The 25,272-nt window shown below is 62.8% G+C and carries 27 protein-coding genes; 15 read left to right on the forward strand and 12 right to left on the reverse strand.

The features are described from left to right. Positions 1–14: 14 nt before the first annotated feature. Together lptF and AC0L2V_RS09905 are read right to left on the reverse strand one after the other, a co-directional pair. Positions 15–1,217: an LPS export ABC transporter permease LptF gene (gene lptF / locus AC0L2V_RS09900; RefSeq protein WP_473510019.1), complete on the reverse strand. Its 1,203-nt coding sequence runs from the start codon at positions 1,215–1,217 to the stop codon at positions 15–17. Further along, positions 1,214–1,522 (reverse strand): hypothetical protein, encoded by a 309-nt coding sequence (locus AC0L2V_RS09905; RefSeq protein ID WP_128169248.1) that lies wholly within the window; start codon positions 1,520–1,522, stop codon positions 1,214–1,216. Before AC0L2V_RS09905 ends, lptF begins: the two co-directional genes overlap by 4 nt. A gap of 250 nt (positions 1,523–1,772) precedes the next feature. Between AC0L2V_RS09905 and AC0L2V_RS09910 the strand changes: the two genes are divergently transcribed. Together AC0L2V_RS09910 and AC0L2V_RS09915 are read left to right on the forward strand one after the other, a co-directional pair. Next, on the forward strand, positions 1,773–3,284 hold the full coding sequence (locus AC0L2V_RS09910) for a leucyl aminopeptidase (RefSeq protein ID WP_027152660.1): 1,512 nt from the start codon (positions 1,773–1,775) through the stop codon (positions 3,282–3,284). 19 nt (positions 3,285–3,303) lie between these two features. Next, positions 3,304–3,753: a DNA polymerase III subunit chi gene (locus AC0L2V_RS09915; protein ID WP_091590560.1), complete on the forward strand. Its 450-nt coding sequence runs from the start codon at positions 3,304–3,306 to the stop codon at positions 3,751–3,753. Positions 3,754–3,793: 40 nt separating this feature from the next. On the opposite strand, the gene AC0L2V_RS09920 is transcribed toward AC0L2V_RS09915, so the two are convergent. Next, positions 3,794–4,516 carry a haloacid dehalogenase type II gene (locus AC0L2V_RS09920; protein ID WP_473520013.1) on the reverse strand — a complete coding sequence of 241 codons (723 nt, stop codon included), beginning with the start codon at positions 4,514–4,516 and terminating at the stop codon, positions 3,794–3,796. 147 nt (positions 4,517–4,663) lie between these two features. Continuing rightward, positions 4,664–5,152, reverse strand: coding sequence for a RidA family protein (locus AC0L2V_RS09925; RefSeq protein ID WP_473520014.1), 489 nt, complete (start codon positions 5,150–5,152; stop codon positions 4,664–4,666). A 188-nt stretch (positions 5,153–5,340) separates the two neighbouring features. Between AC0L2V_RS09925 and AC0L2V_RS09930 the strand changes: the two genes are divergently transcribed. The 10 genes from AC0L2V_RS09930 (at position 5,341) to AC0L2V_RS09975 (ending at position 14,782) form a co-directional block, all read left to right on the forward strand. After that, entirely contained in the window at positions 5,341–6,021 is a 681-nt protein-coding gene (locus tag AC0L2V_RS09930; RefSeq protein ID WP_473520015.1) for a TetR/AcrR family transcriptional regulator, read from the forward strand. A 230-nt stretch (positions 6,022–6,251) separates the two neighbouring features. Continuing rightward, positions 6,252–6,986, forward strand: a complete 735-nt coding sequence (locus AC0L2V_RS09935) for a FadR/GntR family transcriptional regulator (RefSeq protein ID WP_473520016.1) — start codon at positions 6,252–6,254, stop codon at positions 6,984–6,986. Further along, positions 6,983–8,158, forward strand: coding sequence for a PLP-dependent transferase (locus AC0L2V_RS09940; RefSeq protein WP_287341789.1), 1,176 nt, complete (start codon positions 6,983–6,985; stop codon positions 8,156–8,158). Before AC0L2V_RS09935 ends, AC0L2V_RS09940 begins: the two co-directional genes overlap by 4 nt. A 27-nt stretch (positions 8,159–8,185) precedes the next feature. Then, a complete protein-coding gene (locus AC0L2V_RS09945; protein WP_473520017.1) occupies positions 8,186–9,445 on the forward strand; it encodes an ABC transporter substrate-binding protein in 1,260 nt (419 codons plus the stop codon). A gap of 135 nt (positions 9,446–9,580) precedes the next feature. Then, positions 9,581–10,516, forward strand: coding sequence for a carbohydrate ABC transporter permease (locus tag AC0L2V_RS09950; protein ID WP_473520018.1), 936 nt, complete (start codon positions 9,581–9,583; stop codon positions 10,514–10,516). Positions 10,517–10,529: 13 nt separating this feature from the next. Continuing rightward, entirely contained in the window at positions 10,530–11,363 is an 834-nt protein-coding gene (locus AC0L2V_RS09955; protein WP_077375490.1) for a carbohydrate ABC transporter permease, read from the forward strand. Positions 11,364–11,373: 10 nt separating this feature from the next. After that, complete coding sequence (locus AC0L2V_RS09960; protein ID WP_473520019.1) at positions 11,374–12,474, forward strand: ABC transporter ATP-binding protein; 1,101 nt, start codon at positions 11,374–11,376, stop codon at positions 12,472–12,474. A 260-nt stretch (positions 12,475–12,734) separates the two neighbouring features. Further along, the gene (locus AC0L2V_RS09965) at positions 12,735–13,349 is read left to right on the forward strand and encodes a hypothetical protein (protein ID WP_473520020.1); all 615 of its coding nucleotides are present in this window, start codon (positions 12,735–12,737) and stop codon (positions 13,347–13,349) included. Positions 13,350–13,352: 3 nt separating this feature from the next. Further along, complete coding sequence (locus AC0L2V_RS09970) at positions 13,353–14,198, forward strand: 23S rRNA (adenine(2030)-N(6))-methyltransferase RlmJ (protein WP_473510035.1); 846 nt, start codon at positions 13,353–13,355, stop codon at positions 14,196–14,198. 131 nt (positions 14,199–14,329) lie between these two features. After that, positions 14,330–14,782: a hypothetical protein gene (locus tag AC0L2V_RS09975; protein ID WP_091590577.1), complete on the forward strand. Its 453-nt coding sequence runs from the start codon at positions 14,330–14,332 to the stop codon at positions 14,780–14,782. Here AC0L2V_RS09975 and AC0L2V_RS09980 read toward each other — a convergent pair. Next, the gene (locus AC0L2V_RS09980) at positions 14,752–15,090 is read right to left on the reverse strand and encodes a transcriptional regulator (protein WP_473510038.1); all 339 of its coding nucleotides are present in this window, start codon (positions 15,088–15,090) and stop codon (positions 14,752–14,754) included. The genes AC0L2V_RS09975 and AC0L2V_RS09980 overlap by 31 nt on opposite strands. Positions 15,091–15,231: 141 nt before the next feature. On the opposite strand from AC0L2V_RS09980, the gene AC0L2V_RS09985 reads away from it, so the two are divergent. Beyond that, entirely contained in the window at positions 15,232–15,363 is a 132-nt protein-coding gene (locus AC0L2V_RS09985; RefSeq protein WP_268931698.1) for a hypothetical protein, read from the forward strand. A gap of 148 nt (positions 15,364–15,511) precedes the next feature. On the opposite strand, the gene AC0L2V_RS09990 is transcribed toward AC0L2V_RS09985, so the two are convergent. After that, positions 15,512–16,051 carry a hypothetical protein gene (locus AC0L2V_RS09990; RefSeq protein WP_473520021.1) on the reverse strand — a complete coding sequence of 180 codons (540 nt, stop codon included), beginning with the start codon at positions 16,049–16,051 and terminating at the stop codon, positions 15,512–15,514. Between the two features lie 460 nt (positions 16,052–16,511). Between AC0L2V_RS09990 and AC0L2V_RS09995 the strand changes: the two genes are divergently transcribed. Together AC0L2V_RS09995 and AC0L2V_RS10000 are read left to right on the forward strand one after the other, a co-directional pair. Continuing rightward, a complete protein-coding gene (locus AC0L2V_RS09995; RefSeq protein WP_473520022.1) occupies positions 16,512–17,108 on the forward strand; it encodes a glutathione S-transferase family protein in 597 nt (198 codons plus the stop codon). Between the two features lie 179 nt (positions 17,109–17,287). Further along, positions 17,288–18,559, forward strand: coding sequence for an ROK family protein (locus AC0L2V_RS10000; protein WP_473510089.1), 1,272 nt, complete (start codon positions 17,288–17,290; stop codon positions 18,557–18,559). 55 nt (positions 18,560–18,614) lie between these two features. On the opposite strand, the gene AC0L2V_RS10005 is transcribed toward AC0L2V_RS10000, so the two are convergent. From AC0L2V_RS10005 to AC0L2V_RS10030, 6 genes are all read right to left on the reverse strand, one after another. Then, positions 18,615–20,096 (reverse strand): amidase, encoded by a 1,482-nt coding sequence (locus AC0L2V_RS10005; protein WP_473510042.1) that lies wholly within the window; start codon positions 20,094–20,096, stop codon positions 18,615–18,617. Positions 20,097–20,121: 25 nt separating this feature from the next. Next, on the reverse strand, positions 20,122–21,081 hold the full coding sequence (locus tag AC0L2V_RS10010; protein WP_473510043.1) for a cyclase family protein: 960 nt from the start codon (positions 21,079–21,081) through the stop codon (positions 20,122–20,124). Continuing rightward, the gene (locus tag AC0L2V_RS10015; protein ID WP_473510045.1) at positions 21,078–21,872 is read right to left on the reverse strand and encodes an ATP-binding cassette domain-containing protein; all 795 of its coding nucleotides are present in this window, start codon (positions 21,870–21,872) and stop codon (positions 21,078–21,080) included. The genes AC0L2V_RS10010 and AC0L2V_RS10015 overlap by 4 nt, the downstream gene beginning before the upstream one ends. Position 21,873: 1 nt before the next feature. Continuing rightward, positions 21,874–22,812 (reverse strand): ABC transporter permease, encoded by a 939-nt coding sequence (locus AC0L2V_RS10020; protein WP_473510047.1) that lies wholly within the window; start codon positions 22,810–22,812, stop codon positions 21,874–21,876. Between the two features lie 184 nt (positions 22,813–22,996). Then, a complete protein-coding gene (locus tag AC0L2V_RS10025) occupies positions 22,997–23,929 on the reverse strand; it encodes a sugar ABC transporter substrate-binding protein (RefSeq protein ID WP_473510049.1) in 933 nt (310 codons plus the stop codon). Positions 23,930–24,215: 286 nt separating this feature from the next. After that, positions 24,216–24,866: an outer membrane protein gene (locus AC0L2V_RS10030; protein ID WP_091590581.1), complete on the reverse strand. Its 651-nt coding sequence runs from the start codon at positions 24,864–24,866 to the stop codon at positions 24,216–24,218. Positions 24,867–25,272 lie beyond the last annotated feature (406 nt).

Raw genomic sequence — 25,272 nt, forward strand, 5'->3', positions numbered from 1 at the left:
GCGTGTCCAGCCCATCAGCCGGCCTCTTGGCCAGAAGCGCCGCGCCTGGCGAAGCGGAGCTTCAGGGCGCTCCAGCCGTCACCGAAGCGGCCGGCGAAATTCGTCATCCAGTCGGCCCAGGCGACCGGCAGCTCCATGGTCCGGTTGGAGACGATGAACCATGTCGCGACTGCGGACGCCACAATAGGAACGCCGTAGACCATATAGGCGTATTGCGGAATGTTGTCGGCCTTCCCAGCGGCAAAGAAACCGAGCCAGCGCACGAAAAGGGCAATTGCGATAGACGTGATCAGCGGATGAATGCGCGCCTCGCGATGGGAACGCGCGTCTCCCGCGACCGCAAGCGCGATCAGCGCGAAAACGAGTGAATAGGACCATTCGGAGAAACGCTGGTGGACCTCGGCCAGGTACTTGTTCGGCCTTTTCTGGAACATCTTGTCGTTCGGACTGGGATTGAGCAGGTACTGTGTCGTCCGGTCCTTCGGCAACAGCAATACCTCCGATGAGGCCGACATGAAGGCCGACAGGTCGAAGGCATAGGAGGTGAACCGGATGACCGAAAGATCGCCGGCCAGCGTTTTGCGATGGATGACGCCGTCGTTCATCATCAGCACCCTCTCGTCGCCGCTTTCGATGATGGCGCCGCTCTTGGCGTAGTAGACGAGGTTGACGCCTTCTTCGCGTGAATCGGCGACAAAAATGCCGCCAAGGCGGTTGTCCGGAAGCCGCTGGCCGATCTGCAGGAACAGGCCGTCGTCGATCTTGTGGAAGGTGCCTTCCTGGATGATGAGCGACAGAAGATCGGCGCGCGACGACGCCACCAGCTCGCGGTTTTTCTGTCGTGCATAGGGGTCGACGCCGTTGTCGACGGCGAACGAAAAAACACTGGCCGCCAGCGCCAGGAGCATGATCGGCCTGACGATGGTCCAGCGCGAAGCGCCGGCGGCGTTCAAGACGGCAAGCTCAGAATCGGAATTCATCGCGCTCAGTGTTTGCGCGACCGCGACCACCAGGGCGAAGGGCACGACGATCGGGACGATCGACGGAATGATCAGCGCAGCGACCTCGAAGAAGGTCAGCGCCGACTGCCCGCTGTCGGTCACGAGATCGATGCGGGCGAGCACCTGCGTCGTCCACACGATCGCCAGCGTCCAGATGAGCGCTGCGAGGAAGACCGCCAACGCACGACGCATGATGTAGCGTTCAACGACCTTCATGAAGGCTTTTCTCGATTTTGCCGAACGGCATCATGCCTCCAGACAAGGTAGTCGCCCGGCGACGCCTGCACAACCGGTCCGTTGGCGGTTCGATCTGGTTCCCGTCCCACATCGTTGTTTCCGGTGGCCGGAGTGTCGGCGGCATTGGATAAGAAAGGGCGAACATCAATGGTTAACAACAGGTTGCGGCAGTAAAGCGGGGCCGTGCCGCGACGAATCGCCATCGATTCCATCTGCCATATGGGATCGGATTCCGGCAAAGTCTTGCCAAATGCCGGAAAACGACCAAATGTCGCGCCGGTCACTGACATGGCCGCCGCGGCTGCGACAGGTACAGGCATGAAAGCAGAAGTAACAGAATTGCGCAGTAAAGCCGGCCAGGAATCGATTTTTCACGGTGCGGTCGTGATCGGCGCCAACACAATACGCAGCAGATCGCCAGGCAGGGGCGATGATTGAAAATGGGGGTGGTGCTTCCGGTCGGAAACAGCCAAATATCTGGTTCGTCAAGGCACTCCCCCGAAAACCCAACGCCTTTCCCGAAAGCAGGACATGATGACTTCGAGACCTTCGATCGCCTTTGCCAGGTTCGCAGTGCCCAAAAAAGGCAGCGTCTTCATGCTGGCGGCCAACGATGGCGGTCTCGGCGACGCGGCAAAGGCTTGCGATCCGGCAAAGACCCTGGAGCGGGCGTTTCCGGTGGCCGACTTTTCCGGCAAGTTCGCCGGTCTGGTCGAAGTGCTGGCGCCGGAGGGCACATCGCTCGACCGGCTGGTGGCGGTCGGCGCCGGAAAGGTCTCGGCGCTCGACGACTATGCCTGGCTCAAGCTTGGCGGCACCATCGCTGCATCCTTGCGCAAGGCGACGGAGGTGGCGGTCATGCTCGATCTGCCGGGTGCTGACGTCGGCGGCAGGCAAGCGGCACAGCTTGCCGCGGGCATTCTTCTGCGCAGCTATGCTTTCGACAAGTACAAGACGAAAAAGGACAATGGCGACGGCCAGCGCGACGGCAACAAGGCCGAGCCCAAAAAGCCGGTTAAGGTGACCATCCACACCGCCGATCCGGCGGCGGCGAAAAAGGCCTTCGCCGACGAGGTTGCGGTGATCGACGGGGTGCTCCTGGCGCGCGATCTGGTCAACGAACCGGCCAATATACTGGGGCCGGTGGAATTCGCCGCCCGCGTCAACGAACTGGAGGCGCTCGGCGTCGCGGTCGAGATCCTGGTCGAGAAGGAGATGAAGAAGCTCGGCATGGGCGCGCTGCTCGGCGTCGCACAAGGCTCGCCGCGTGGCGCGCGCCTGGCCGTCATGCGATGGAACGGCGGCAAGGCCAAGGACAGCCCGATTGCTTTCGTCGGTAAAGGCGTCACTTTCGACACCGGCGGCAATTCGATAAAGACGGCCTCCGGCATGGAGGACATGAAGGGCGACATGGGCGGCGCGGCCGCGGTGACCGGGCTGATGCACGCGCTGGCCGCGCGCAAGGCCAAGGCCAATGTCGTCGGCATCATCGGGCTGGTGGAAAATGCCGTCGACGGCCATGCGCAGCGCCCCGGCGACATCGTCACTTCGATGTCGGGCCAGACCATCGAGGTGCTCAACACCGACGCCGAAGGCCGCCTCGTCCTGGCCGATGCGCTGTGGTACTGCAGCGATCGCTTCCAGCCGAAATTCATGGTCAATCTGGCGACGCTGACCGGCGCCACCATGGTCGCGCTCGGCCAGCACTATGCCGGGCTGTTCTCCAACAATGACGAATTGGCGAACAGGCTGACGAGCGCCGGGCAGGCGACGCAGGAACGCGTGTGGCGGATGCCGCTCGGCACCGAATACGACAAGCTGATCGATTCGAAAAATGCCGACATGAAGAACATCGGCGGCCGCTATGGCGGTGCCATCATCGCGGCGCAGTTCCTGCAGCGATTCGTCAGGGATACACCCTGGGCGCATCTCGACATCGCCGGCACCGCGATGGGCGCGCCGTCCAGCGAGATCAACCAGTCATGGGCCTCCGGCTTCGGCGTCAGGCTGCTCGACCGGCTGGTTCGCGACAACTACGAGGAGTGAGGCCTTTCAAGGCGCGATCATGGCCGACGTCCTGTTCTACCACCTGACCGAATCGACTCTGGAGGATGCGTTGCCCGGCCTGCTCGAGCGCAGTGTCGATCGCGGTTGGCGCGCCGTGGTACAGACCGGCTCCGAAGAACGGCGCGACGCGCTGGACCAGCATCTTTGGACCTTCAGGGACGATTCCTTCCTGGCGCATGCGACGGACCGCGAATCCTATCTGGCCGAGCAGCCGATCCTTTTGACAACCAGCCATGACAATCCGAACGAGGCGCAGATACGCTTCCTGGTTGACGGCGCGGTGCCGCCGAAGCTTGCCGGTTATGAGCGCGCCGTGTTCCTGTTCGACGGCCACGATGCGGCCCAGCTCGAGGCGGCGCGCACGCACTGGAAGACGATGAAGGAAGCCGGCCACGCAGTCACCTACTGGCAGCAGACCTCAGACCGGCGCTGGGAACGCAAGGCGTAGTAAAGCCCGCCGCCCTGGGGCGATCGGCAACCTGGGGTTGCTACAACTGAAGTCGTTCAGCCAAGTCAATGAAGTCGCTGGCCACCAGGTCCCAGGCTTGATCAGGATGCAGATCCGTGGTCTGCGCTACCCCGTGCTCGGTCGGACGCGGGACAAAGGCTGTTCGCAATCCGCATGCCCGAGCCGCTGCAAGGTCGCCATTGTGGGCGGCCACAAGACAAATCTCATCCGGCTTCATTGACAGCACGTCAGCGGTGCGAAGATAGGCTTCCGGCGCAGGCTTGTAGGCTTGCACGACTTCGGCGCCGAGGATCGCATCCCAGGGGATGCGACTCCGCTTCGCCATGTTGAGCATGAGGGCGATGTTGCCGTTCGACAGAGGCGCGATGATATAGCGGGCCTTGAGCCGTGCAAGGCCGGCCACCACGTCCGGCCATGGCTCCAATTGGTGCCATGCCAGGTTCAGTTCGTCCAGCTCGGACGCCGGCACCGAAGCCGGGTCGATCCCGAATTCTGGCAAAACGGCTTCCAGATTCTCCCGATGCAGCACGTCGAGCCGTGTAAAGGGCCGCCGGCCGCTGCGCACCTCCTCCATCGCTGGGGAGTAACGGCGGCGCCACGCATCCGCGAAGGCGGTAGGAACAGCGGATCCTGCTCCATGCCGCTTCAGGAACGGCTCAGCTTCGCGCGCCACGCCGCTGCGCCAATCGACGACAGTGCCGAACACGTCGAATACCAACGCACGTACACCATCCAATGCCATCACATTCGGCTCCTCGATCCCACACTAAATGACCGCATTCGGGGGCGAGCGCCCCGAGGAAAATTTGCGACAGGCAAACCGGTGACCGGATGGACCGGGTGAACCTATCGCTAACCTCAGGATATGTGCGAAAGGCGAGCGGCTCCACTATTCCAGAATGACGACGGCCTCCACCTCGAAGAGCATGGGGTCAATTGCAAGCTTGGCAACGGGAATCAGGGTCTGCGCCGGCAGCGCTTCACCGAACATTTTTTTGACGGTCTTGGTCAACACCTCGAGCTTGGACATATCGTGATCGACCACGAAGACGGTGAGCTTGGCGACCTGATCCGGCCTCGCACCGAGCGCATCGAGGGCGGTGCGCAAATTTGTGTAGGCCTGCTCAACCTGGACAGCGAAGTCGGGCGACAAGGCTCCCGTGCTGTCTTGCCCGCCCTGTCCGGAGATGTAGGCCACCCGGGCTCCGCGCGGCGTGATCACCGCCGTGCTGTAGCCATTTGGCGACGGGTCGTAGAGGTTTTGTGGATTGACGATGGTCAGCTTGAGATCCTTCTCATTGGCTGTCGCGGCAGTGGGAACTCCCATGGTCATGATGATTAGCCCTTCGATAAGCAGATGCTTGATTGCGCGTGACATGATTTTCTCTTGGCTATGCGAGCAACGTGCCTCGCGGCCGGCATTCTTGAACTTTAACCGTATCGCCCATACGATGACTCGTGCGACGTACGAGTCATCGTATGGTACGCCGTACGAGTCAATCCTTCAGATCGACATTCGTTCGCGTTGCCGGTCAAAATCGACGTTCTGAACAGCGAGGAAGACGGATGGCGGCCAAACGCAGCGGCCGGAGCAAACGAGGGATAAATGAGCGGCTCCAGCCCTTGCAGGAGCCGCGCAGTGAACCGCCGCTCTCTCGGGAACGTATCGTGGCGACCGCGGTGGAACTGCTTGACGCTCAAGGAGTCGACGGATTGACGATGCGTCGGCTGGCCGATCGCCTCGGCTCGGGCGTGATGAGCCTGTATTGGCACGTCGACAACAAAGAGGATGTCTTTGATCTGGCGCTCGACTCGGTGCTTGAATATCGCGGACCGCCGCAAATAGCTCAAGACTGGCGCGGAGAAGTCGTTCATGTGCTCGAAGACTGGCGCGCCAGCATGCTGCGCCACCCTTGGTCGGCAACGCTGTTGCCGCGCCGGTCGCTCGGCCCGAACATCCTCAGTCGCTTGGAACTGCTGAGCAAGACGTTGTCCAGAGCCGGCGTTGCGGACGCAGATGTGAACGTTGCGATATGGTCGCTCTGGAACTATGTGATGGGCGCCACCATCACCCGGGCGAGCTTCGACCTCTCGGACGACGACAGGGCCGCTGCGCAGCAGCGCCTTACACGTCTCAGCGAACGTTATCCGACAATCGAACGCTCTCGTCTGCTGTTGGACAATGATTGGGACGGCGCTTTCAGGAATGGCCTCGGCTTCCTGCTCGATGGCCTCTCTCCAAAATGAGGCTGAACGGTAGCTTTGGCTGAAAGCGACTGTCGCAAAATCGCTGATTAAAATCACAGTTTTGCAGCTGATTTTTGCAAGGTCGCAGAACACGCGGCAACGTCCAAGGTTCCGCAATGGGTGTGAGCCGAAATGCAACCTCTGCACTGCCGAGGCCACTTGACGAAAGGCCGGCGGCGCGCAAAACTGCTAAGATGTCAGACCAATTTTGGGCGTAGGTACCCATGCGAATGCGCGGCGAACTGCCCGGGGCACCGGCCACGCGTGTGGCAATCGCCACGCTCCCGCCATTGGATCGCGGCAAACAAGTCATGGAAGCGCTGGCTGACTATGTCGAGCGCGCTGCGCTGAAGAGCGGTGACCGGCTTCCGACCGAACGCGAACTGATGGCCGCGCTTTCCGTGGGGCGTTCGACAATTCGCGAGGCGATGGGGCGTTTCGAAGCGCTCGGCGTCACCGAGGCCCGCAAAGGCAGCGGCACCTATCTTCTCAAGCCGATATCCGCCGGCACGATCCATCTGCCGCTGTCGCTCAATACGGCTGAGCTGCGCGACGGTCTCTTGCATACCCTCGAGGTGCGCCGCGGCATCGAGGCCGAGGCAAGCATGGTTGCGGCACGGCGGCGGACAGTCGACGATCTGCGGACGATCGAGGAAAAACTCATCGAGATGGAGCGCGTCCATCTCGCCACCGGCACGTCGGGGCCCGAAGACCTGGCCTTTCACCTGGCGGTCTACGATGCCACGCACAATCCGCTTTTCCGGCAGCTCCTGGGGCAGATGCGCGAAGCGTTTGAGCGCTTCTGGGACCATCCTTTCGACCGGCAGGATTTCGCGCGGCGATCGTTCCCGTATCACCGTGAGCTGTTCGATGCCATCGTCGCCGGGGACGCGGAGCTGGCGCGCGGAAAAACGCTGAAGATCCTCGAGATCGTGGAACAGGATATCGAGGAAATGTCGAAATGAATGGCCCGGATTTTTTCGACCAGGCCTCGCTGATCGCCGCCCATGACGAGGGCAACGCCTTCGATGCCGTCGTCCCGCCGATCGTGCAGACCTCGCTCTTCACCTTCTCGAATTATGACGAGATGCTCGAAACATACCGCGGCGAAAAAGTGCGGCCGACCTACACGCGCGGGCTGAACCCGACGGTGCGCATGTTCGAGGAAATGCTGGCGAAGCTGGAGGGCGCCGAGGACGCGATCGGTTTTGCAAGCGGCATGTCCGCCATCTCGTCGGCCGTGCTGAGCTTCGTCGAACCGGGCGACCGCATTGTCGCGGTCAGGCATATCTACCCGGACGCGTTCAGACTGTTCGGCACGTTGCTCGCGCGCATGCGCATCGAGGTGACCTATGTCGATGGGCGCGACGAGGCGGCTGTCGCGAGCGCCCTGCCTGGCGCCAGGCTGTTCTATATGGAAAGCCCGACCAGCTGGGTCATGGAAACGCATGACATCGGCGCGCTCGCTGCGCTGGCAAAGTCCCGCGGCATCCCGACCATCATCGATAACAGCTGGGCCAGCCCGGTCTTTCAGCGGCCGCTGTCGCTCGGCGTCGACGTTGTGGTCCACTCCGCATCCAAGTACCTGGGCGGTCACAGCGACGTGGTGGCCGGCGTGGTCGCGGGCTCGAAGGAATTGATCGGCCGCATCCGCGGCGAAGCCTATCCATATCTCGGCGGCAAGCTGTCGCCATTCGATGCCTGGCTCTTGATTCGCGGGTTGCGCACACTGCCGATCCGGATGCGCGCTCATCAGGCCTCCGGCCTCGAAATCGCACGGCGCCTGCGGGATCATCCAATCGTTGAGAGGGTCTGCCATCCAGGGTTGGCCAACCTGCTTCCCGCGGGGCTCACCGGCACGTCGGGCCTGTTCTCATTTGTCTTCCGCGACGGCATCGACATTCGCACCTTTGCCGACCGCCTCAAGCTGTTCAAGCTGGGCGTGTCGTGGGGCGGCCACGAAAGCCTCATTGTGCCCGGCGAGGTCGTGCTGCAGCAGAAGGCCCAACCCAATTCCGCGATGGCGTTCGGCGTCCATCCGCGGTCCGTGCGTCTCCATGTCGGCCTCGAGGGAACCGAGGCGCTGTGGAGTGACCTGGAAACGGCGATCGACGCCGCTTCCGAAGAAAAGACCTGAAGCAACCAGACAAGAAGGGAACGGAAAATGAAGAAGCTTCTTATCGCCGCATTCGCCACCGTACTGATGTCGGGTGCTGCACTCGCCGACACGACGCTGAAGCTCGTGGAGGTGATCACCAGCCCCGAGCGTACCGAAACCCTGAAGTCGATCGTCGCCAAATTCGAGGCGGCCAACCCGGGCAGCAAGGTCGAGGTGATCTCGCTGCCCTGGGGCGAGGCGTTCCAGAAATTCGCGACCATGGTGTCTGCCGGCGAAATCCCCGACGTCATGGAGATGCCGGACACCTGGCTGTCGCTCTATGCCAACAACGGCCTTCTCGAAAGCCTCGAACCCTATCTGGCCAAATGGGAGCACACCTCGGGCCTCACCGATCGCGCGCTCGAACTCGGCCGCGACGTGAACAACACCGCCTACATGCTGCCCTACGGCTTCTATCTGCGGGCGATGTTCTACAACAAGAAGCTGTTCAAGGAGGCTGGTGTCACCGAGCCGCCCAAGACGATGGACGAGTTCGTGGCGGCATCGGAGAAAGTATCCAAGCTTCCAGGCAAATATGGCTACTGCCTGCGCGGCGGGCCGGGTGGCCTCAACGGCTGGATCATGTTCGGCGCAACCATGGCCGGCTCCAACGAGTTCTTCAATGAGGACGGCACCTCGACCATGAACAGCGAGGGCTGGGTCAAGGGACTGACCTGGGTCGTCGATCTGTACAAGAAGGGATTGGCGCCGAAGGACAGCGTCAACTGGGGTTTTAACGAAATCGTCGCCGGATTCTACACCGGCACCTGCGCAATGCTTGATCAGGATCCAGACGCGCTGATCGCGATAGCCGAGCGGATGAAGCCGGAAGACTACGGCGTCACGACCATGCCGAAGGGGCCGAGCGGCAAGACGTTCCCGACCATCGGCTATGCCGGTTGGTCGATGATGGCGGCCAGCCAGAACAAGGACCTCTCCTGGAAGCTGATCGAAACGCTCGAAGGGCCCGAGGGCAATGTCGAGTGGAACAAGCGCACCGGAGCGCTGCCGGTCCACAAGTCGGCCGAAAAGGATCCCTTCTACGCAAGCGAGCAGTTCAAGGGCTGGTTCGCTGAACTCGAGGACAAGGATGCGATGCCAACGGTTATGCCGACCTATCTCGAGGAGTTCGCCTTCTTCAAGGACTCGATGGTCATCAAGACCAGTCAGCAGGCACTGCTTGGCGATATCACGCCAGAGGAAATGGCCAACCAGTGGGCCGACTATCTGACCAAGGCGCAGCAGAAATACCTGGCCAAGAAATAAACGGCGGACGCCAGGCATCGGAGCCGCCCATCGCGGGTGGCTCCGATACGTCTCGTCCATGGTCAATTGGAAGGAGGGTCGATTGGAAGGATGGTCGATTGGACGGATGGCCAATTGGAGCGAAAGCGTTAGCTGATGGTTTTTGACGCCACCGCCGGGTTCCCGGAATCGCGCCGCCGGTCGCTGGTCGACCGGATCACGCGCCATGCCGAGCCATATCTTTACTCCGCCCCGGCGCTGATTCTGATCGTCACCATCATGCTGGCGCCGCTGGTATTAGGCCTGTCCTACGCCTTCCGCGACGTGCACTTGCTCAACCCCTTCTCCGGCGGGTATGTCGGGCTCGATCATTTTCGCACCCTTTATGACGACGACAATTTCTATCGGGCGCTGCGCAACACGCTGTGGTGGACCGGCGCGTCCGTCTTGCTGCAATTCGTGTTCGGCCTGATCCTGGCGCTGTTGCTCGACCGGCCGTTCGCCGGCCGCGCCATAGCGCAGGCGCTGGTGTTCCTGCCCTGGGCGGTACCGACTTTCCTTACCGGGCTCAACTGGGCGTGGCTGTTCAACCCCGTCATCGGACCGCTGCCGCACTGGCTTTATGCGCTCGGCTTCATGAATGAACCGGCCAACATCCTTTCCAATCCGCAGCTTGGCATGTGGGGACCGATCATCGCCAACGTCTGGTGGGGCATTCCCTTCTTCGCCATCACGCTGCTGGCCGCGCTCCAGGCCATCCCGCGCGACCTCTACGAGGCGGCGGCGATCGACGGCGCCGGGGCATTCAGGCGGTTCACGTCGATCACCTTGCCGTTCCTTGCGCCGACCATTGCGATCACCGTGCTGTTGCGCACCGTCTGGATCTCGAACTTCGCCGACCTGATCATCGTCATGACCAGCGGCGGGCCTGCCGACCGCACCCAGATCGTCGCGAGCTACATCTTCACGCAAGCCTTCAGGGCCCTGGATTTCGGCTATGCCTCGGCCATTGCGCTGGTGCTGCTCGTCCTGTTGCTCGCCTATTCGATGCTGATCGTCATGCTGCGGCAAGTCCTGATGGATCGGGCCTGATCGGGATGACCAGATGAACAGCTATTCGACCTTCGGCACCGCGCTGCACCGCCTGGCGATCCTCTGCTACGTCCTCTTTGCACTGTTCCCGCTGTTCTGGCTGTTGAAAGTATCGGTCACGCCGAACGACCTGCTCTATTCCGAGGGCGTGCGCATGTGGCCGTCGCGGATGAGCTTTGAACATTTCCGCTTCGTGCTGGCCCACAGCGCATTCCCGGTCTTCTTCAGGAACAGCATGATCGTTGCCGGCGCGACGGCCGTGATCGTGACGCTGCTTGCGTCTCTCTCCGGCTATGCTCTGTCGCGCTTCACCTTCCGCGGCAAATACTGGCTGGTCGCGCTGATGCTGCTCACCCAGATGTTTCCATTGGTGATGCTGGTCGCGCCGATCTTCAAGATGCTCTCGCCGCTCGGGCTGACCAACAGCCTGACCGGGCTGGTGGTCGTCTACACCGCCTTCAACATCCCCTTCGCGACGTTCCTGATGCAGTCGTTTTTCGACGGCATTCCCAAGGAGTTGGAGGAGGCGGCCAAGATCGATGGCGCCACGCAGTTCATGGCGTTTCGCCAGATCGTCCTGCCGCTGACGCTGCCCGGCATTGCGGCGACGCTGGGTTTTGTATTCACCGCCGCATGGAGCGAACTGCTGTTCGCGCTGATGCTGATTTCGGGCAACAGCGCCGCCACGTTTCCGGTCGGTCTGCTCACCTTCGTGTCTAAGTTTTCGGTCGATTTCGGGCAGATGATGGCGGCCGGCGTGCTGGCGCTGATCCCGGCCTGCCTCTTCTTCCTGTTCATCCAGCGCTATCTGGTCCAGGGCCTGACGGCCGGCGCGGTCAAGGGCTGAGTGAGGTTCCATGGCATCGATCGACATCCGCAACGTCCGCAAGAATTTCGGCGTCGTCTCCGTGCTGCATGGCGTCGACCTGTCCATAGAGAACGGCGAGTTCGTGGTGCTGGTGGGGCCGTCGGGCTGCGGCAAGAGCACGCTTCTGCGCATGATCGCCGGGCTCGAGGAGGTGACCGAAGGTGAGATCCGGATCGACGGCATGCGCGTCAATGAGCGGGCGCCCAAGGACCGCGACATCGCCATGGTGTTCCAGTCCTACGCGCTCTATCCGCACATGAATGTCGCCGAGAACATGAGCTACGGCCTGCGCATCCGGAAGGCTGCCCGCGAGAAGATCACGGCCGCCGTCAGCAATGCAGCCAGGAAGCTTGAGCTGCAGCCGCTGCTTGCGCGGCGGCCGAAGGCGCTGTCGGGCGGTCAGCGCCAGCGCGTGGCGATGGGCCGCGCGATCGTGCGACAGCCCAAGGCATTCCTGTTCGACGAGCCGCTGTCCAATCTCGATGCGCGCTTGCGTGAGCAGATGCGGGCAGAGATCAAGAAGCTGCACCGCGATCTCGGCGCGACCTCGATCTATGTCACCCACGACCAGATCGAGGCGATGACACTGGCCGACCGGATCGTCGCCATGCATGAGGGCGTGGTGCAGCAGGTCGGTAATCCGCTGGAGCTTTACGACCGCCCTGCCAACCTGTTCGTCGCCGGCTTCATCGGATCGCCGGCGATGAATTTTCTGTCGGCGCGCTATGAGGTCGGCGCAGGCACGGCCGGCGCACGATTGCCTGACGGAACGCTGATTGGGCTTTCGTCAGCCTATCAACTCGAGGAGGGCGCGGCGGTGACGCTCGGCATCCGGCCGGAGCATGTCGAGATGTCGCCGGCATCGGAGAGCAGCCTGAGGGCGACGGTCGACCTGATCGAGCCGACCGGCTTCGGCATCATCCTGCATCTCGGCCTGCATGGCCTGCCATTCAACGTCTTCACGCTGGACAGGGCGGCGCTGACGGCTGGCCCGACGGTGACGGTGGCTTTCCCGCCGCAACATCTGCATTTGTTCGACGAGACTGGAATGCGCGCATTGGAATCGAGCCTCCAGAAGGGGAAGGGCTGATCCTCCTTATCGGGCGTTCAGATCATTCGGATTCTCCCAAAACCGGTTCCCACCTTTGGGTCCGATGCTATTGTCTATCTTGGCACTGCCGAATTCGATACGACATTTGATCTCGGCCTCGACATGGCGCTGGGACGGGATGGAACGCGCCACGGCGGCGCTAGACCATGATTCCGAACCGAATGTCAGCGAAACAAAAGTGGGAACCGATTTTCGGACGAGATCATGGTCAAACAAAAGCAGGCAAGGTAGTCGAGCGCATGCGCTTTCTGTTTCTTCTGATCCTGCTCGCCGGCATCGGCATCGGCGTCGTCTATCCCTGGGCGATGACCAATTTCTCCGGCCGTGAGATCGGCACCTGGCGGGTCTACGAACAGGGCCGGTTCAAGCCGGTGACGGTGCCGCTGGCCGCTCGCGACGCGCCGGTGCGGGTGCTGGTCGACCTCACCGCGAGAACCGAACGCATCGTCGTCTCGCAACAACGCACCGTACTGACGCTGACCGCCGCCACCGGCGGCAGGACCGTGCTCGCCTCAACGCTGCAATTCAACCATTCGGAAAATCCGCGCCAGGTCAGCCCGCAACTGCCGGACAAGATCTTTCGCGACGAAGCCGGCCTGATCGCGAAGGTCATCCCCGGCCCGTACCTCTTCACCATCGGCCCGGGCGACGTCGAAGGCATCGAGATGCGGGCGGTGGATCTCGTGCTGCGTTCCGGGGTCGGCGAGATCGATCGCCGGGCGCGGCCGGTCGGCTTCTCGCTGATAGCGGCCGGCCTGATCGGGCTGCTGTTGGCGTTGCGTTTCGGCGGCCGCCGGCCGCAAAATCCGAACTCGCAGCCGCCACCGCCACGCTGGGGCAGGGGCTCGAACTAGATCGTGAATTACCGCCACGCCTATCACGCCGGAAACTTCGCCGATGTCATCAAGCATGTCGTGCTGAGCCGGCTCGTCGAATATCTGAAGCAGAAGGACAAGGCCTTTCGCGTCATCGACACCCATGCCGGCATCGGCCGCTACGACCTATCGTCGACTGAAGCGCAAAAGACCGGCGAATGGCAAGGCGGTATCGGCCGACTGGTCGATGCCGCGCTTGACGCACCGGCGGCGGCGCTACTGGCGCCTTATCTGGAAGCCGTCCGTTCGCTCAATCCTGAAGGCGGCGTGAAAAAATATCCGGGCTCACCGCTGATCGCGCGTCATCTCATGCGCAAGCAGGACCGGCTGTCGGCGATCGAGTTGCATCGCCAGGACGCCGCGAAGCTGAGGGCGCTGTTCCAAGGCGATTTCCAGACCCGGGTGATCGAGCTCGACGGCTGGCTGGCCCTCGGCGCGCATCTGCCGCCGAAGGAAAAGCGCGGCCTCGTGCTGGTCGATCCGCCCTTCGAGGAGGAGGGCGAATTCGACCGCCTCGTCGATGGGCTGTGCAAAGCCCACAAGCGCTGGCCCGGCGGCGTCTATGCGTTATGGTATCCGGTCAAGGACCGCAAGGCGGTCGCCGCATTCCGCAAGGCACTGGCGCAGTCAGGTGTCCCGAAGCTGCTCGACATCGGCTTCGAGATCAGGCCGCCGTCGGCCGAGCCCAGCCTTGACGGCAGCGGCATGGTGGTGGTCAACCCGCCGTTCACGCTGGAAGGCGAATTGCGCACGCTGCTGCCGGCTTTGCACAATTTGCTTGTCATTGAAAAACCGGCGCATTGGACGCTGGAATGGCTGGCGGCGTAGGGCGGCAGAGCTATCCGCGCGCCTGTCCTGGTTGAAGGCGATTTCAAACTAGGAAACCATTGTCGCTACAACCGCTTGACCGCGCGCAAGCGAATCCGCACAGTGCGCGCAGTCGACCATAAGAGGCTGCCATGACTCGCTTCGCCCAATCCGCCCTTGCCGCACTGATAGCGCTTTGCACGCCGCTCGGCACGTCCCTCTCTGTCACCCAGCCAGCAAAGGCGGCCGACCTTGCCGTCTATACCGAAGAAGACAGCGGCGTTTGCGGTGAGGCCTGGGTGCTGAACAAGATCACCAGCCGCTTCTCCTACCAGGTGCACCACGTGCCGAATCTGCCCGACGTCGCGATTGTCGATTTCCAGGGCATCCACCAGAATCGCTATCTGCCAGCCAACGAAACCTGGCCGATCGGCCGCCGCTATTGCGGCGCCACCGTCAGCCTGTCCGACGGCCACGCCCGCACCATCTGGTATCTGATCGAGGAAGGGCAGGGCTTTGCCTCGATCGGCGATAATGTCGAATTCTGCGTCGCGGGCTTCGACCGCTGGATGGTCTACAACGGCCGCTGCCGCGTCCTGCGTTGAACGCGTTTGCCGGGCTGCTCCGCCTCATCGATGATGGCGCGAAGGAAGGCGGCGTGACCGCGAAAGGCGCGCCGTCCGACTGACGTCGCCTTGACCCGCGTCTGCGGTCGACGTCCGACAAACAGCTTTTCGACATCGACATAGCCCGCCGTGGCAAGCGTATCGATATGCGCGCCGAGATTGCCGTCGGTCGCATTGACGATGAGTTTCAATCGGGTGAATTCCAGCGCTTCGCGCCGTCCCAGAGAATTCAGCGCCGCCATGATCCTGAGCCGCACGCTCTGGTGGATGATTTCGTCGGCAGCCATTATCGGGCCTGCTGTGGTGTCCGGCGTTCAGTCTCACTGATCTGGGACAGCGCCGCCCGATATTGCGCGAATGACATGCGCTCTTCCAGATGATTCAGAATACTCTGCCAAATAGAGTAATCTGTCAACTGCGGACAAATCATGGCAGCGGAATTGCCGCGCTTTGCTTTTGCAGCTTGTGTAGATCGCCTGCTAGAACAAGAAGATGAGATCGATGAAGCAGCCGTCATGGTGGTGTCGGTCGACGATCAACGAACAAAAAAGGCTTGCTAAGCTTCAGCGCTTTGTAGTGGGATTGGTTCCGGCAAAGCGCGCAGAATGTCTGTCGCAAACCGTCCGCAAAGATCGAAGAGCAGCAACGGCATTTTGCGAAATCAGCACGAGCGTGTGTCGCCTGTAACCAAAACTTAAACTGAAAAAATCATGATGATGCTTCGCTGGCTAGACAAGCGCGAGTCAGATATGCATTACGCGCCGGGTCATTAACGGCCGTCGGCACAACTAAGGGGCATGATATGGCTAAACAGTCATCCAAAGCGCCGGCATCCAAGTCACCGGCAAAGCAGGCACCGGCAAAGAAAGCACCAGTAAAGGCAGTGGCGGCAAAGGCCGCAGCCGCTGTGAAGAAAGCAGCACCTGCTGCCAAGCCGAAGGCCGCCGCGGCCAAGGCAAAAGCAGCGCCCGCCAAGAAGCCGGCTGCGAAGGCTGCGGCAAAACCGGCAGTGAAGAAAGCAGCACCGGCCAAGGCCGCGCCCGCCAAGGCAAAAGCAGCGCCGGCCAAGAAGCCGGCTGCAAAGGCCGCGGCCAAGCCCGCAGCGAAGAAAGCTGCGTTTGCCAAGACTGCACCCGCAAAGAAGGCTGCGCCGGCAAAGAAAGCGGCGGCAGCGAAGTCTTCGGTAGCGGTGAAGAAAGCAGCGCCTGCGGCCAAACCAAAGGCGAAGGCCGCGACCGCGAAGGCCAAGAAGTAATCGCGCTTCTTCGCTCGCGGAGGACAGTGCTGAGGACGGTTGAGGGCGGGTGCCGGATAGGCGCCTCGCTCGCAGGGTCAGTGCTCGGGCAGCAACAGAGGCGGAGGGAAGACAGCTTTTCGCAGCTCCCAGGACTTCGCCTTATGGCGAAGTCCGGTGGGGCATTTCTCTGTGCCCGGAGAGAAATTCTTGGTGCAAGACCAAGTTGGCTCGGTTTCGAACCCGTCTGACCTGTTCAGATGCTCTCAGGCTGGCACTGTACCGCTCATCTGCCTGCGGATCGTGGAAGAGGACGGTCGTTCGCTGTGGCGCCCGGTTTTTCCGCCTGTGGGCTGTTGATCATGTCGGGATGTCCGGCCAACAGTGTCGCGGAAATGGATCATACGCAAATTCAAAGTGCTACAGCGGCCTTTGCGCGTCCATGCTCTGTACTCGGCAAACAGGAACCCGATCATGCCCAGACTGCTCTACGCGTCCACGTCACCCTATAGTTCGAAAGTGCGCATGGCCGCGCTTTATGCCGGCATCGCCGTCGAGCTCGTGCCGATAAAAACCGAAGACAAACCGGCTGATCTGATCGACGCCAATCCACTCGGCAAGATCCCGGTGCTGGTGCTCGACGACGGCCGCTCGATCCACGATAGCCGCGCCATTACCCAGCATCTCAACCGCATGTCGAAGAACGTGCTGTTTCCGCGCAATCCCGACAAGCGCCTCGAGGCGGAAGTGCTTGAAGCGCTGGCCGACGGCATCTGCGACTGCGCGCTGTCGATGGTCTATGAGCGGCGCACGCGCCCCGAAGACATGGTCTACCAACCGTGGCTCGACCGCCAGTGGGCCAAGATCACCAACGCGCTCGATCTGCTCAACGCCAATCCGCCAAAGCTGCCAAAGAAGATCACCGCCGGCCAGCTGGCGCTGCGCGCCTGCCTTGGCTATCTCTCACTGCGCTTTGCCGGAAAATGGGAAAAGGGCCGCAGCAGGCTGGTCCGCTGGGCAACGCGATTCGACGAGAAGTTTCCCGAGCTGAAGCCAGCGGTTCCGGCTTGAGGGCAGGGTTTTTTCGGCATTAGAGCTTGGCGACGGCCAATCTCCCTACAAGGGGGGATCGGCGGTTCCTCTACCACACTCCTTACAATGAGTTTGTTGCCTTCCCGTACAAAGTTCTCGAAACTCGCGAGATCCTGGGCTAGAGAGGGCTGCCAGGAGCCCGTGTGAAAAACCCTGAGATGGATAACACCGACGATATCGGTCCGAATGGCGGGCGCAGTGCCCTGTTCACGCGGCCCGGCGATAGCTCGGTGGCGGCTCGGCCTCTGCGCCAGCGCAAGGCGCTGCTGTCCTCCTCGATGGTCGGCTCGACGAATCGCGGCCGCGTGCTGCAGGCTCTGTTCGATCTCGGGCCTACCAGCCGTGCCGAGCTGGCGCGGCTTGCCGGCGTCAACCGCACCACCATTTCCGGCATCGTGCAGCCGCTGATCGACGACCAGGTGCTGGTGGAGAGCGACCCTATCCCGGCCAATCCCGGCGGCGGCAAGCCGGCGCGGCCGCTGTGGTTCTCGCCCAATGCCCGTCCGATCTGCGGCGTGCTGCTGATGCCTGACGCCGTCCATGCCTGCGTAGCGACGCTCGACGGCAATATCGAATCGGAACGCAAGATGGCGCTGCCGGACGGCAAGGGGCCGATCGGGCCGATCATCGAGACGATCGCCGAATGCGTCGGCGACACGCTGGCCAAGGCACGACGCACGCCCTTCGGCATCGGTGTTGCCGTCGGCGGCATGGTCGATACGGATCGCGGATCGATCGTCACTATCAATCTCGCGCCGGCGCTCGACCGCTATCCGCTCGCCGACGAGCTTGGTCGGCGTTTCGGCCTGCCTGTCAAGCTCGACCACCATCCGCGCGCCTTGCTGGTCGGCGACCGCTGGTTCGGCGCCGGGCGCGGCGTCAGGCAGTTTGCGGTCGTTTACACCGGCGAGGTTCTGGGCGGCGCGCTCTATTTCGACGGCCACCTCTACCGCGGCACGGCAGGCGCTGGGGGCGAACTCGGCCACACCTTTGTACAGCTCGACGGCGAGCTCTGCCGCTGTGGCAGGCGCGGCTGCTGGGACACCATCGCCACGTTGAGCTGGCTCAGGCGCGAGGCCGCCGGCGCGGCCCTGCCGGAGCCCGAACTGATCGATTCGACACGTCTCGTCGACATGGCGGCGCGCCGATTGCCGGGGGCGGCCGAGCTGCTCGATCGCTATGCACGCAACGTCGCCGTCGGCATCGCCAATCTGCAGCAGACGGTGGCGCCCAACATCTTCATCCTGCATGGCGATGTCGTGCTCGGCGGCGACCGTCTGCTGGGCGCGATAGCGGATCATGTCCGTGCCATGGTTCCCGCGCGCCCGGGTGGCGCGATCGAGCTCATCGCTGGCGATGCAGGCGATGGGGCCGCGCTTTTGGGCGCCGCCGGACTGGTGATCTCCGAACTGCTGCAGCTTCCGATCTAGGCCCACCTTCTCCCACAAGAAGCACAAGGAGAAGGGGAAGCCAATGCCACGTCTACTACCCTGCTAGCCCTGGATAGCTTTGGAACCAGGGCTGCATGCGTTCGAATCGCGCTGCCATGGCCAGCACGCTCTCGTCGGCGTGCCGCTGCCCGATGATCTGCAGGCCGACCGGCAGGCCCTGTGCTGTCAGGCCGGCTGGAACCGAGATCGCGGGATGGCCGGTGTAGTTGATCGGGTAGGTCATGCACCAGCCGATCAACGGATCGACCGCTTCGCCACCGATCGATGTCGGCCCGATCGTGTTGCCGTCGGTGGCGTTCCTGACCGGCGGAATGGCCAGCGTTGGCGAGACGATCAGGTCATGGGTCTCGAACACATCCTCGAGGCCGTCATGGACGCCGGTGCGCAAACGATCGTCGAGCGCATGGTCGACGGCGGACACCTTGTAGGCGCCTTCCAGCATGGCGCGGAATTGCGGGGTCAGCACCGCGGCGTGCTCGCCCATCAGGTCGATACCTTCCTGTTTCCAGTACACGGCGATTGCCGCATAGTGGATCGAGATTGTGCGCACCCAGAGCGCCGCCAGTTCCTCGTGGTCGGCTTTGAAATCGAGCTCGACCTCATCGACGTCGACGCCGTGCTGCCGCATGACCTCGACCGCGCTGGCAATGACAGCGGCGACCTCAGCGTCGACCGGAAAGTTGCCGAGGCGCGGGCTGTAGGCGACGCGCAGCTTCCGTGCCGGGGCTTGCACGGAGCCGACATAGTCCACGCCATCATTGGGCAGGCTGAACGGGTCGCGGCTGTGCGGCCCGGCCATGATCTTGGTCATCAGCGCGGCGTCCGCCACGGTGCGGGCAAGCGGTCCAATATGGACAAGCGGATGCCCCCACAGGAACCCGTCGGGGCGCGTCACCGAAGGGATGCGACCGAAGGAGGGCTTGAAGCCGACGGTGCCGCTGAACGAGGCCGGGATGCGCACCGAGCCGCCGCCATCCGTGCCTTGCGCCAGCGCCGCCATGCCGTCGGCCACTGCTGCCGCGCTGCCGCCCGACGAGCCGCCGGAATTATAGCCGGTCGCCCATGGCGTGCTGGTCGGCCCGAAGCGCAAATTGTCGGTGATGCCCTTGTGGCCGAACTCCGGCGTGTTGGTCTTGCCGAGCACGATGGCGCCGGCATTGAGCAGGCGCTCGACCGCTGCCGCGCTGTTTTTCGGGACCCGGTCCTGCACCGCCAGCGACGCCATTGAGGTCGGCACCCCGGCGACGTCGTCGAGATCCTTGATGCCGACCGGCACGCCATGCAGCGGGCCGAGAGGGCCGCCGGTCATCACCGCCTTCTCGGCGCCACGCGCGGCGTCCATCGCCTGGTCGCCGAGAACTAGCGTGTAGGCGTTGACGACCGGGTTGCGCGCTTCTATGCGGCGCAGATAGGCCTCGGTCACCTCGACCGGCGACACGTCGCGGCGCCGGATGCGTGCGGCCAGTTCCGTGGCCGGCAGGAAACAGAGCTGCGTCAGGTCGTCGGCAGAAGTCATGAAAGCCATTCCGTCTTGTTGGGTTCTATTTGATGAACACTGGATTTGCGGAGCCGCCCGTTCCCTTGCTCACTTTCGCCGGGCTGGCGCAGTAGAAGCCTTCGTAACGGCGGTCTAAGGCGCAGTCGGTGGCCAGCGCGTCGAGCGACGCCATTTCGGTGAACACGACGCCCAGATTGCGCATCAGCGCCGCGTGCAGCACCAGCATCAGCCCGGTCTCGGGCTCGTAGGTTGTCTCATTGGCCAGCGTGTCGGTGACCAGGCAAGGGATCTGCATCTCATCGAACCAGCGCACGAGGTCGAGGCTGAAGGTCAGGCCGGGCTCCCAATATCCTTCACCGATCGCCTGGTGTCCCGCGGCCAGCGCGCCGACCCAGCCGGTGCGGACGAGAAGAATGCTGCGCGGCAGGATGTCGACGCCTTGCGCCTGCGCGCATTCCATCAGGTCGCAATGGGTGAACGTCTCGGCACGATCCAGCGTCGGTTTGCCGCGGAAGCGGGCCATGTCTAGCAGCACGCCGCGGCCGACGATGCCGCGCTCGGCGATCGGCATGATGCCGGCCTTGGTCATACCGCCGTTGGTGCTGCTTGCGGCAAAGCCGTTCCACAGCGTGTCGTCGAACCACATGTGGCCGAGCGCGTCGCAATGCGTGCCGGCCTGTGCGAAACCGGTGATATAGTCGTCGGCGAATTCGAGCCCGCCGGCGAGCGGCTGCCAATGGCCGTTCTCGAAACCGGCCTTGTCGGCGACCATGAAATGCTTCGCCGGCCAGCGGCCGGGAAACACGGCGTCGCCTTCCTGGGTCGCGACCGGCACGCCGAGCGTGAAGGTGCGGCCGTGCCGCACCGTGGCCAGGCCGCGCTTGACCTCGTCTGATGTCAGATAGTTGAGCGCACCGATCTCGTCGTCGGCGCCCCAATGGCCCCAGCGATTGGGCGCATCGGCCAGCAGCCGTCGCAGCGTTATCGTGTCGGGCCCGCTCATGCTCCCGATTCCGTGGTCGCTGGACGGGGTGTCATCGGCTCCTTGGCGCCGGTGATGTAGGCGACGACGTCTTCCATACTGGTGGCGGAACTCGCGAGGTCGGCGGCTTTGCGGCCCCTGCGCATCACCACCACGCGGTTGCACACCTGCCAGAGGTGATCGAGATTGTGCGTGACCATGACGATCGTCAGCCCTTGGGCACCGAGCCGCTTGATGAGATCGAGCACCTCGCGGGATTCGCGCACGCCTAGCGCCGCCGTCGGTTCGTCCAGCAGCAGCAACTTATGGCCCCAGAAGGCGCCGCGCGCGATCGCCACCAATTGGCGCTGGCCGCCAGACATGCGGTCGACCGGCTTGCTGCGTATGCCGGGGATGTCGATGTTGAGTTCCTCGAGGCCCCGCATCGCGGTATCGCCCATCGATTTGCGGCGGATCCAGCGCAATAGCGCCGGACCGCGGCCAAACGCGATCTCGCGGCCGAGGAAAAAGTTCTCGGCCGCGGTGAAGGTGCCGATCAGCGACAGGTCCTGATAGACCGTCTCGATGCCGAGGCGTTGCGCCTCGGCCGGTGGCGACAATTTTTGCGGCCGGCCTTCGAGGATGACATCGCCGGAAGTCGGATCGTGGGCGCCGGCCAGGACCTTGATCAGCGTCGACTTGCCGGCACCATTGTCGCCGACGAGGCCGATGACGTCGCCTTTGGCGATGTCCAGCGAAACATTGTCGAGCGCCTGTATACCGCCGAAGCTGCGGCTAATCCGGCGCAGGCCGAGCAGCATAGCCTGGGCCATCCTAACCCCTCCCGTAGCGGCGGCCGATGCCGCCGAGCGCCACGGCGACAACGAGCAGGCAGCCGGTGAACAGGAACTGGGTGAAGATCGGCGCGCCGATCATGGCCAGACCATTGTTGCCGACGGCGACCGTCAGCACGCCGATCAAGGTGCCGAGGATGTGGAACTGACCCTCCCTGAGCGCCGCCGAACCGAGGAAGGCGGCCGAGAACGAAGTCAGCATGAAGCCGTCACCGGCCGTCACCTGTCCGGACCCTAGATTGGAAGCCATCAGCACGCCGCCTATTGCTGCGCACGTGCTGGCGATGGCGAAGGCGACGATGCGGCTGCGGTCGACGGCGACGCCGGCGCGGCGCGCCGATTCCGGGCTGACGCCGATCGCCTTGATATGCTGGCCCTGCACCGTGCGGTTGAGGATCATCCACAGCAGCACCAATACGAAGGCCATGATGATGACCAGATGCGGCACCCCGGCGATCCGGCCGATGGCGATGTTGGTGAATTCGCGCGACTGGGTGAGCTGCAGCGGAATCCCGCCCGAATAGGCGTAGTTCAGTCCGACGACGATCGTGCCGGTGCCAAGCGTGGCGATGAAGGCGTTCACGCCGATCTTGGAAACGACGATACCGTTGACAATACCGATGATGGTGCCGAGGCCGACGACGAGGACGATGGCGAGCGGGATCGGCAGCCCGCTGCTGCTCAATAGGCCGACCACGAGCAGCCCGGAGAAACTCGCGACATAGCCGATGCTGAGATCGAAATCGCCGGCCACGAGCGGCACGGTGAGGCCGGCCGCGACGATGGTGCCGATCGCCATGTCATTGATGATGTTGCGGAAATTTCCGATTGTTGCGAAGGTCGCCGGCTGCAGCACCGAGAAGATCAGCAGCATCGATGCCAGCACGATGATGGTGCCGTAGGTCCCGAGAAGGCGCATCAGCAGCGCGCGCCGATCGCGGGCGCTGGGCGATGGATACAAGGCATGCGTTGTCGATGAAACACGAGGCGTGTCTGCCGGAACGGGAGTTTCGGGCAGGGAATGGTCAGCGGACATCGCGGCTCTCATGATGGGGCTCCGATCCGGCCGGGCAAGCCTGGCCGGATCGTCAATCTACAGAAGCTCACTGCGGATTGTTCTTCATGAACTGGTCGACATTGTCCTTGGTGACGAGCGTGTAGCCCGGCACGAAGGATTTAGGCTGCCACTGGTCGCCGGCCGACAAGATGTCGGGGATCTGGTCGATCAGCATCTTGCCGGCCGAAGTCAGGTCGACGCCGAGCGTGGCGGTCATCGTCCCGTCCTTGACCGCCTGGACGGCGGGCGCCGTGGCGTTGAACGAATAGACCTTCACGTCGCTGCGGCCATTCTGCTTCAGCGCCGCGATCGCCCCCATGGCGTTGTCGTCATAGCAGTTGAAGATGGCGAACGGCCCTTTGGCGTTGGCATTGGCGGCGAGCCAGGCGCTGGTCGCGGCCTGCGAGGATTCGGCGGCGCCTGGGATGCTGATCTCGTGCGAGGTCGCCTTGAGCCCCGGATTCGCCTTGACCGCCGCATCGAAGGCGTCGGCGCGCTCCCGGCACGGAATGCCGGGGTGATAGGTGAGGTTGAGCAGGGTCCCCGTGTTGCCGATGTCCTTCAGCATCAAGTCGAGCAGCGGCGGCGCGGCACCGGTGCTTGCCGACAGCGCGATACCGTCGGCCATGCCGCCGCCGGCCGAAAGCACCGGAATCTTTGCGTCCGCTGCGGCCTGGAGCCCGGCAGCGAGGCCAGTCGAATCGAATACGGTGACAATGATGGCGTTCACCTTCTTGGTCGCCAGCTGCTTGATGCTGGTGATCGCCTGCGAAGGATCGCCATTGGCATTGAGCGTTTCCACCGTCCAGCCTTTGGACCGGGCTTCCTTGGTCATGGTGTCGACCATCTGGTTGGTGTCGACATCGGAGGTCGAGAAGGTGACGATGCCGATCGTCAGCTTGTCATCAGCGGCAAGCGCCGCCGGTACGAAGGATGCCGCGACGAGCCCCGCGGCGGAGAATTTCTGAAAGCGGTTCACATGCATTCCCCTTTTGACCGAGTGTTCCTGTCCACAGCTGACCTTCTCAGCCTCGGCTGAACGGGTCGTCACAGATCGAAATGTTTGTTCGTGCGAGCCACGTACTAACTATAATCATAAGCCTTGATAGGGAGCAACGGCTAATTTGGTTGGGGTTAGGAAGGAAGACGGAGCGCGGCGAGTTGTCGCGGAAAGAGGGTGGACGTCAAAAAGGGCAGACGTCGCCCAAAGGCAAAAAAAAGCCGGGCACGAGGCCCGGCTTTTTCGTGTCGTGGCTTGGACGATTTTAGAACTTCATACCGACGCCGAAGGTGACGCGGTTGTCGGTCGACTTGACCTTGCCGATACCGTCAAAGTCCTTGTCGCCGAAGTCGGTGTAGCGATACTCGACACGGCCGAACACATTGTCGGTGATCTTGATGTCGGTACCGACGCCGGCCGTCCAGCCGAGCATGGTGTTTTCGTCGCTGGCGCCGAGCGCTTCGATCTCCTGGTTCTTGAGCGCGCCACCGGCGGTGCCGTAGAGCAGGATTTCCGGGGTGACGGCGTAGCCGAGGCGGGCACGCAGCGAGCCTTCGAAGCCGCCCTTGGCCTCGACGCCGCCATCGTCGCCCTCGATGCCGCTATAGCCGATATCGGCTTCAGCACCGTAGACGAAGTTCTCCGCCTGCCACTGATAGCCGCCGAAGACGCCGCCGACAAAACCATCGGTGTCGACGTCAGTGCCGATATCCTCGGCATCGGCGTGACCGCTGAAGCCGTAGCCGACGCTCACACCGGCATAGGGACCGGCCCAGGAAGCGACCGGAAGTTCGGCGATCGGGGCGGGGGCCGGCGGCTCTTCCGCGATGACGTCAGCAGCATAGGCGGTTCCGCCGAGGGCGAAGAGCCCGAACGCCACCGCCAGCGGTCGCGCAAATTTAAGATTGGCTTGCATTGTTCTTTACTCCTTAAGCCACAGGCACAGGCTTGCTTTTCACAAGCGCCCTCAACCCGCCGGGGGGAAAAACGGGTCTGGCGCTCAACGGTTCCGAATGTCGTGTCAAAATACGGCTGAAGCGAACCTGAACTTGGGTCATTACCTGGCACGAATAAGGCTGAACTTTGACGTTGCATCTGCGCAACAGATGGTGTCAGGAGGCTTAGCCGTGCCGCGCTGAACGACGCTTGGAGCAAGGGGTCCGTAGCCCTATATTGCGGCTGGCAGGCCGAGTCCCGGCCACAGTCGAAAGACCGATCCGGCCGCTTTGCCACAATGCTGCCCAAGGTCCGAACGGCATTTAACGCTTCGCCGGCCATATTTTATCGGCTGGCTCAAAATCGAGCCCCATTGAGGATTGACA

Source organism: Mesorhizobium sp. WSM4814, from assembly GCF_055811595.1.

Coding starts and splice junctions, on each gene's coding strand:
- lptF (WP_473510019.1), bottom strand. CDS start 1,217: ATGAAGGTCGTTGAACGCTACATCATGCGTCGTGCGTTGGCGGTCTTC.
- AC0L2V_RS09910 (WP_027152660.1), top strand. CDS start 1,773: ATGACTTCGAGACCTTCGATCGCCTTTGCCAGGTTCGCAGTGCCCAAA.
- AC0L2V_RS09915 (WP_091590560.1), top strand. CDS start 3,304: ATGGCCGACGTCCTGTTCTACCACCTGACCGAATCGACTCTGGAGGAT.
- AC0L2V_RS09920 (WP_473520013.1), bottom strand. CDS start 4,516: ATGGCATTGGATGGTGTACGTGCGTTGGTATTCGACGTGTTCGGCACT.
- AC0L2V_RS09925 (WP_473520014.1), bottom strand. CDS start 5,152: ATGTCACGCGCAATCAAGCATCTGCTTATCGAAGGGCTAATCATCATG.
- AC0L2V_RS09930 (WP_473520015.1), top strand. CDS start 5,341: ATGGCGGCCAAACGCAGCGGCCGGAGCAAACGAGGGATAAATGAGCGG.
- AC0L2V_RS09935 (WP_473520016.1), top strand. CDS start 6,252: ATGCGCGGCGAACTGCCCGGGGCACCGGCCACGCGTGTGGCAATCGCC.
- AC0L2V_RS09940 (WP_287341789.1), top strand. CDS start 6,983: ATGAATGGCCCGGATTTTTTCGACCAGGCCTCGCTGATCGCCGCCCAT.
- AC0L2V_RS09945 (WP_473520017.1), top strand. CDS start 8,186: ATGAAGAAGCTTCTTATCGCCGCATTCGCCACCGTACTGATGTCGGGT.
- AC0L2V_RS09950 (WP_473520018.1), top strand. CDS start 9,581: ATGGTTTTTGACGCCACCGCCGGGTTCCCGGAATCGCGCCGCCGGTCG.
- AC0L2V_RS09955 (WP_077375490.1), top strand. CDS start 10,530: ATGAACAGCTATTCGACCTTCGGCACCGCGCTGCACCGCCTGGCGATC.
- AC0L2V_RS09960 (WP_473520019.1), top strand. CDS start 11,374: ATGGCATCGATCGACATCCGCAACGTCCGCAAGAATTTCGGCGTCGTC.
- AC0L2V_RS09965 (WP_473520020.1), top strand. CDS start 12,735: ATGCGCTTTCTGTTTCTTCTGATCCTGCTCGCCGGCATCGGCATCGGC.
- AC0L2V_RS09975 (WP_091590577.1), top strand. CDS start 14,330: ATGACTCGCTTCGCCCAATCCGCCCTTGCCGCACTGATAGCGCTTTGC.
- AC0L2V_RS09980 (WP_473510038.1), bottom strand. CDS start 15,090: ATGGCTGCCGACGAAATCATCCACCAGAGCGTGCGGCTCAGGATCATG.
- AC0L2V_RS09985 (WP_268931698.1), top strand. CDS start 15,232: ATGGCAGCGGAATTGCCGCGCTTTGCTTTTGCAGCTTGTGTAGATCGC.
- AC0L2V_RS09995 (WP_473520022.1), top strand. CDS start 16,512: ATGCCCAGACTGCTCTACGCGTCCACGTCACCCTATAGTTCGAAAGTG.
- AC0L2V_RS10000 (WP_473510089.1), top strand. CDS start 17,288: ATGGATAACACCGACGATATCGGTCCGAATGGCGGGCGCAGTGCCCTG.
- AC0L2V_RS10005 (WP_473510042.1), bottom strand. CDS start 20,096: ATGACTTCTGCCGACGACCTGACGCAGCTCTGTTTCCTGCCGGCCACG.
- AC0L2V_RS10010 (WP_473510043.1), bottom strand. CDS start 21,081: ATGAGCGGGCCCGACACGATAACGCTGCGACGGCTGCTGGCCGATGCG.
- AC0L2V_RS10015 (WP_473510045.1), bottom strand. CDS start 21,872: ATGGCCCAGGCTATGCTGCTCGGCCTGCGCCGGATTAGCCGCAGCTTC.
- AC0L2V_RS10020 (WP_473510047.1), bottom strand. CDS start 22,812: ATGCGCCTTCTCGGGACCTACGGCACCATCATCGTGCTGGCATCGATG.
- AC0L2V_RS10030 (WP_091590581.1), bottom strand. CDS start 24,866: ATGCAAGCCAATCTTAAATTTGCGCGACCGCTGGCGGTGGCGTTCGGG.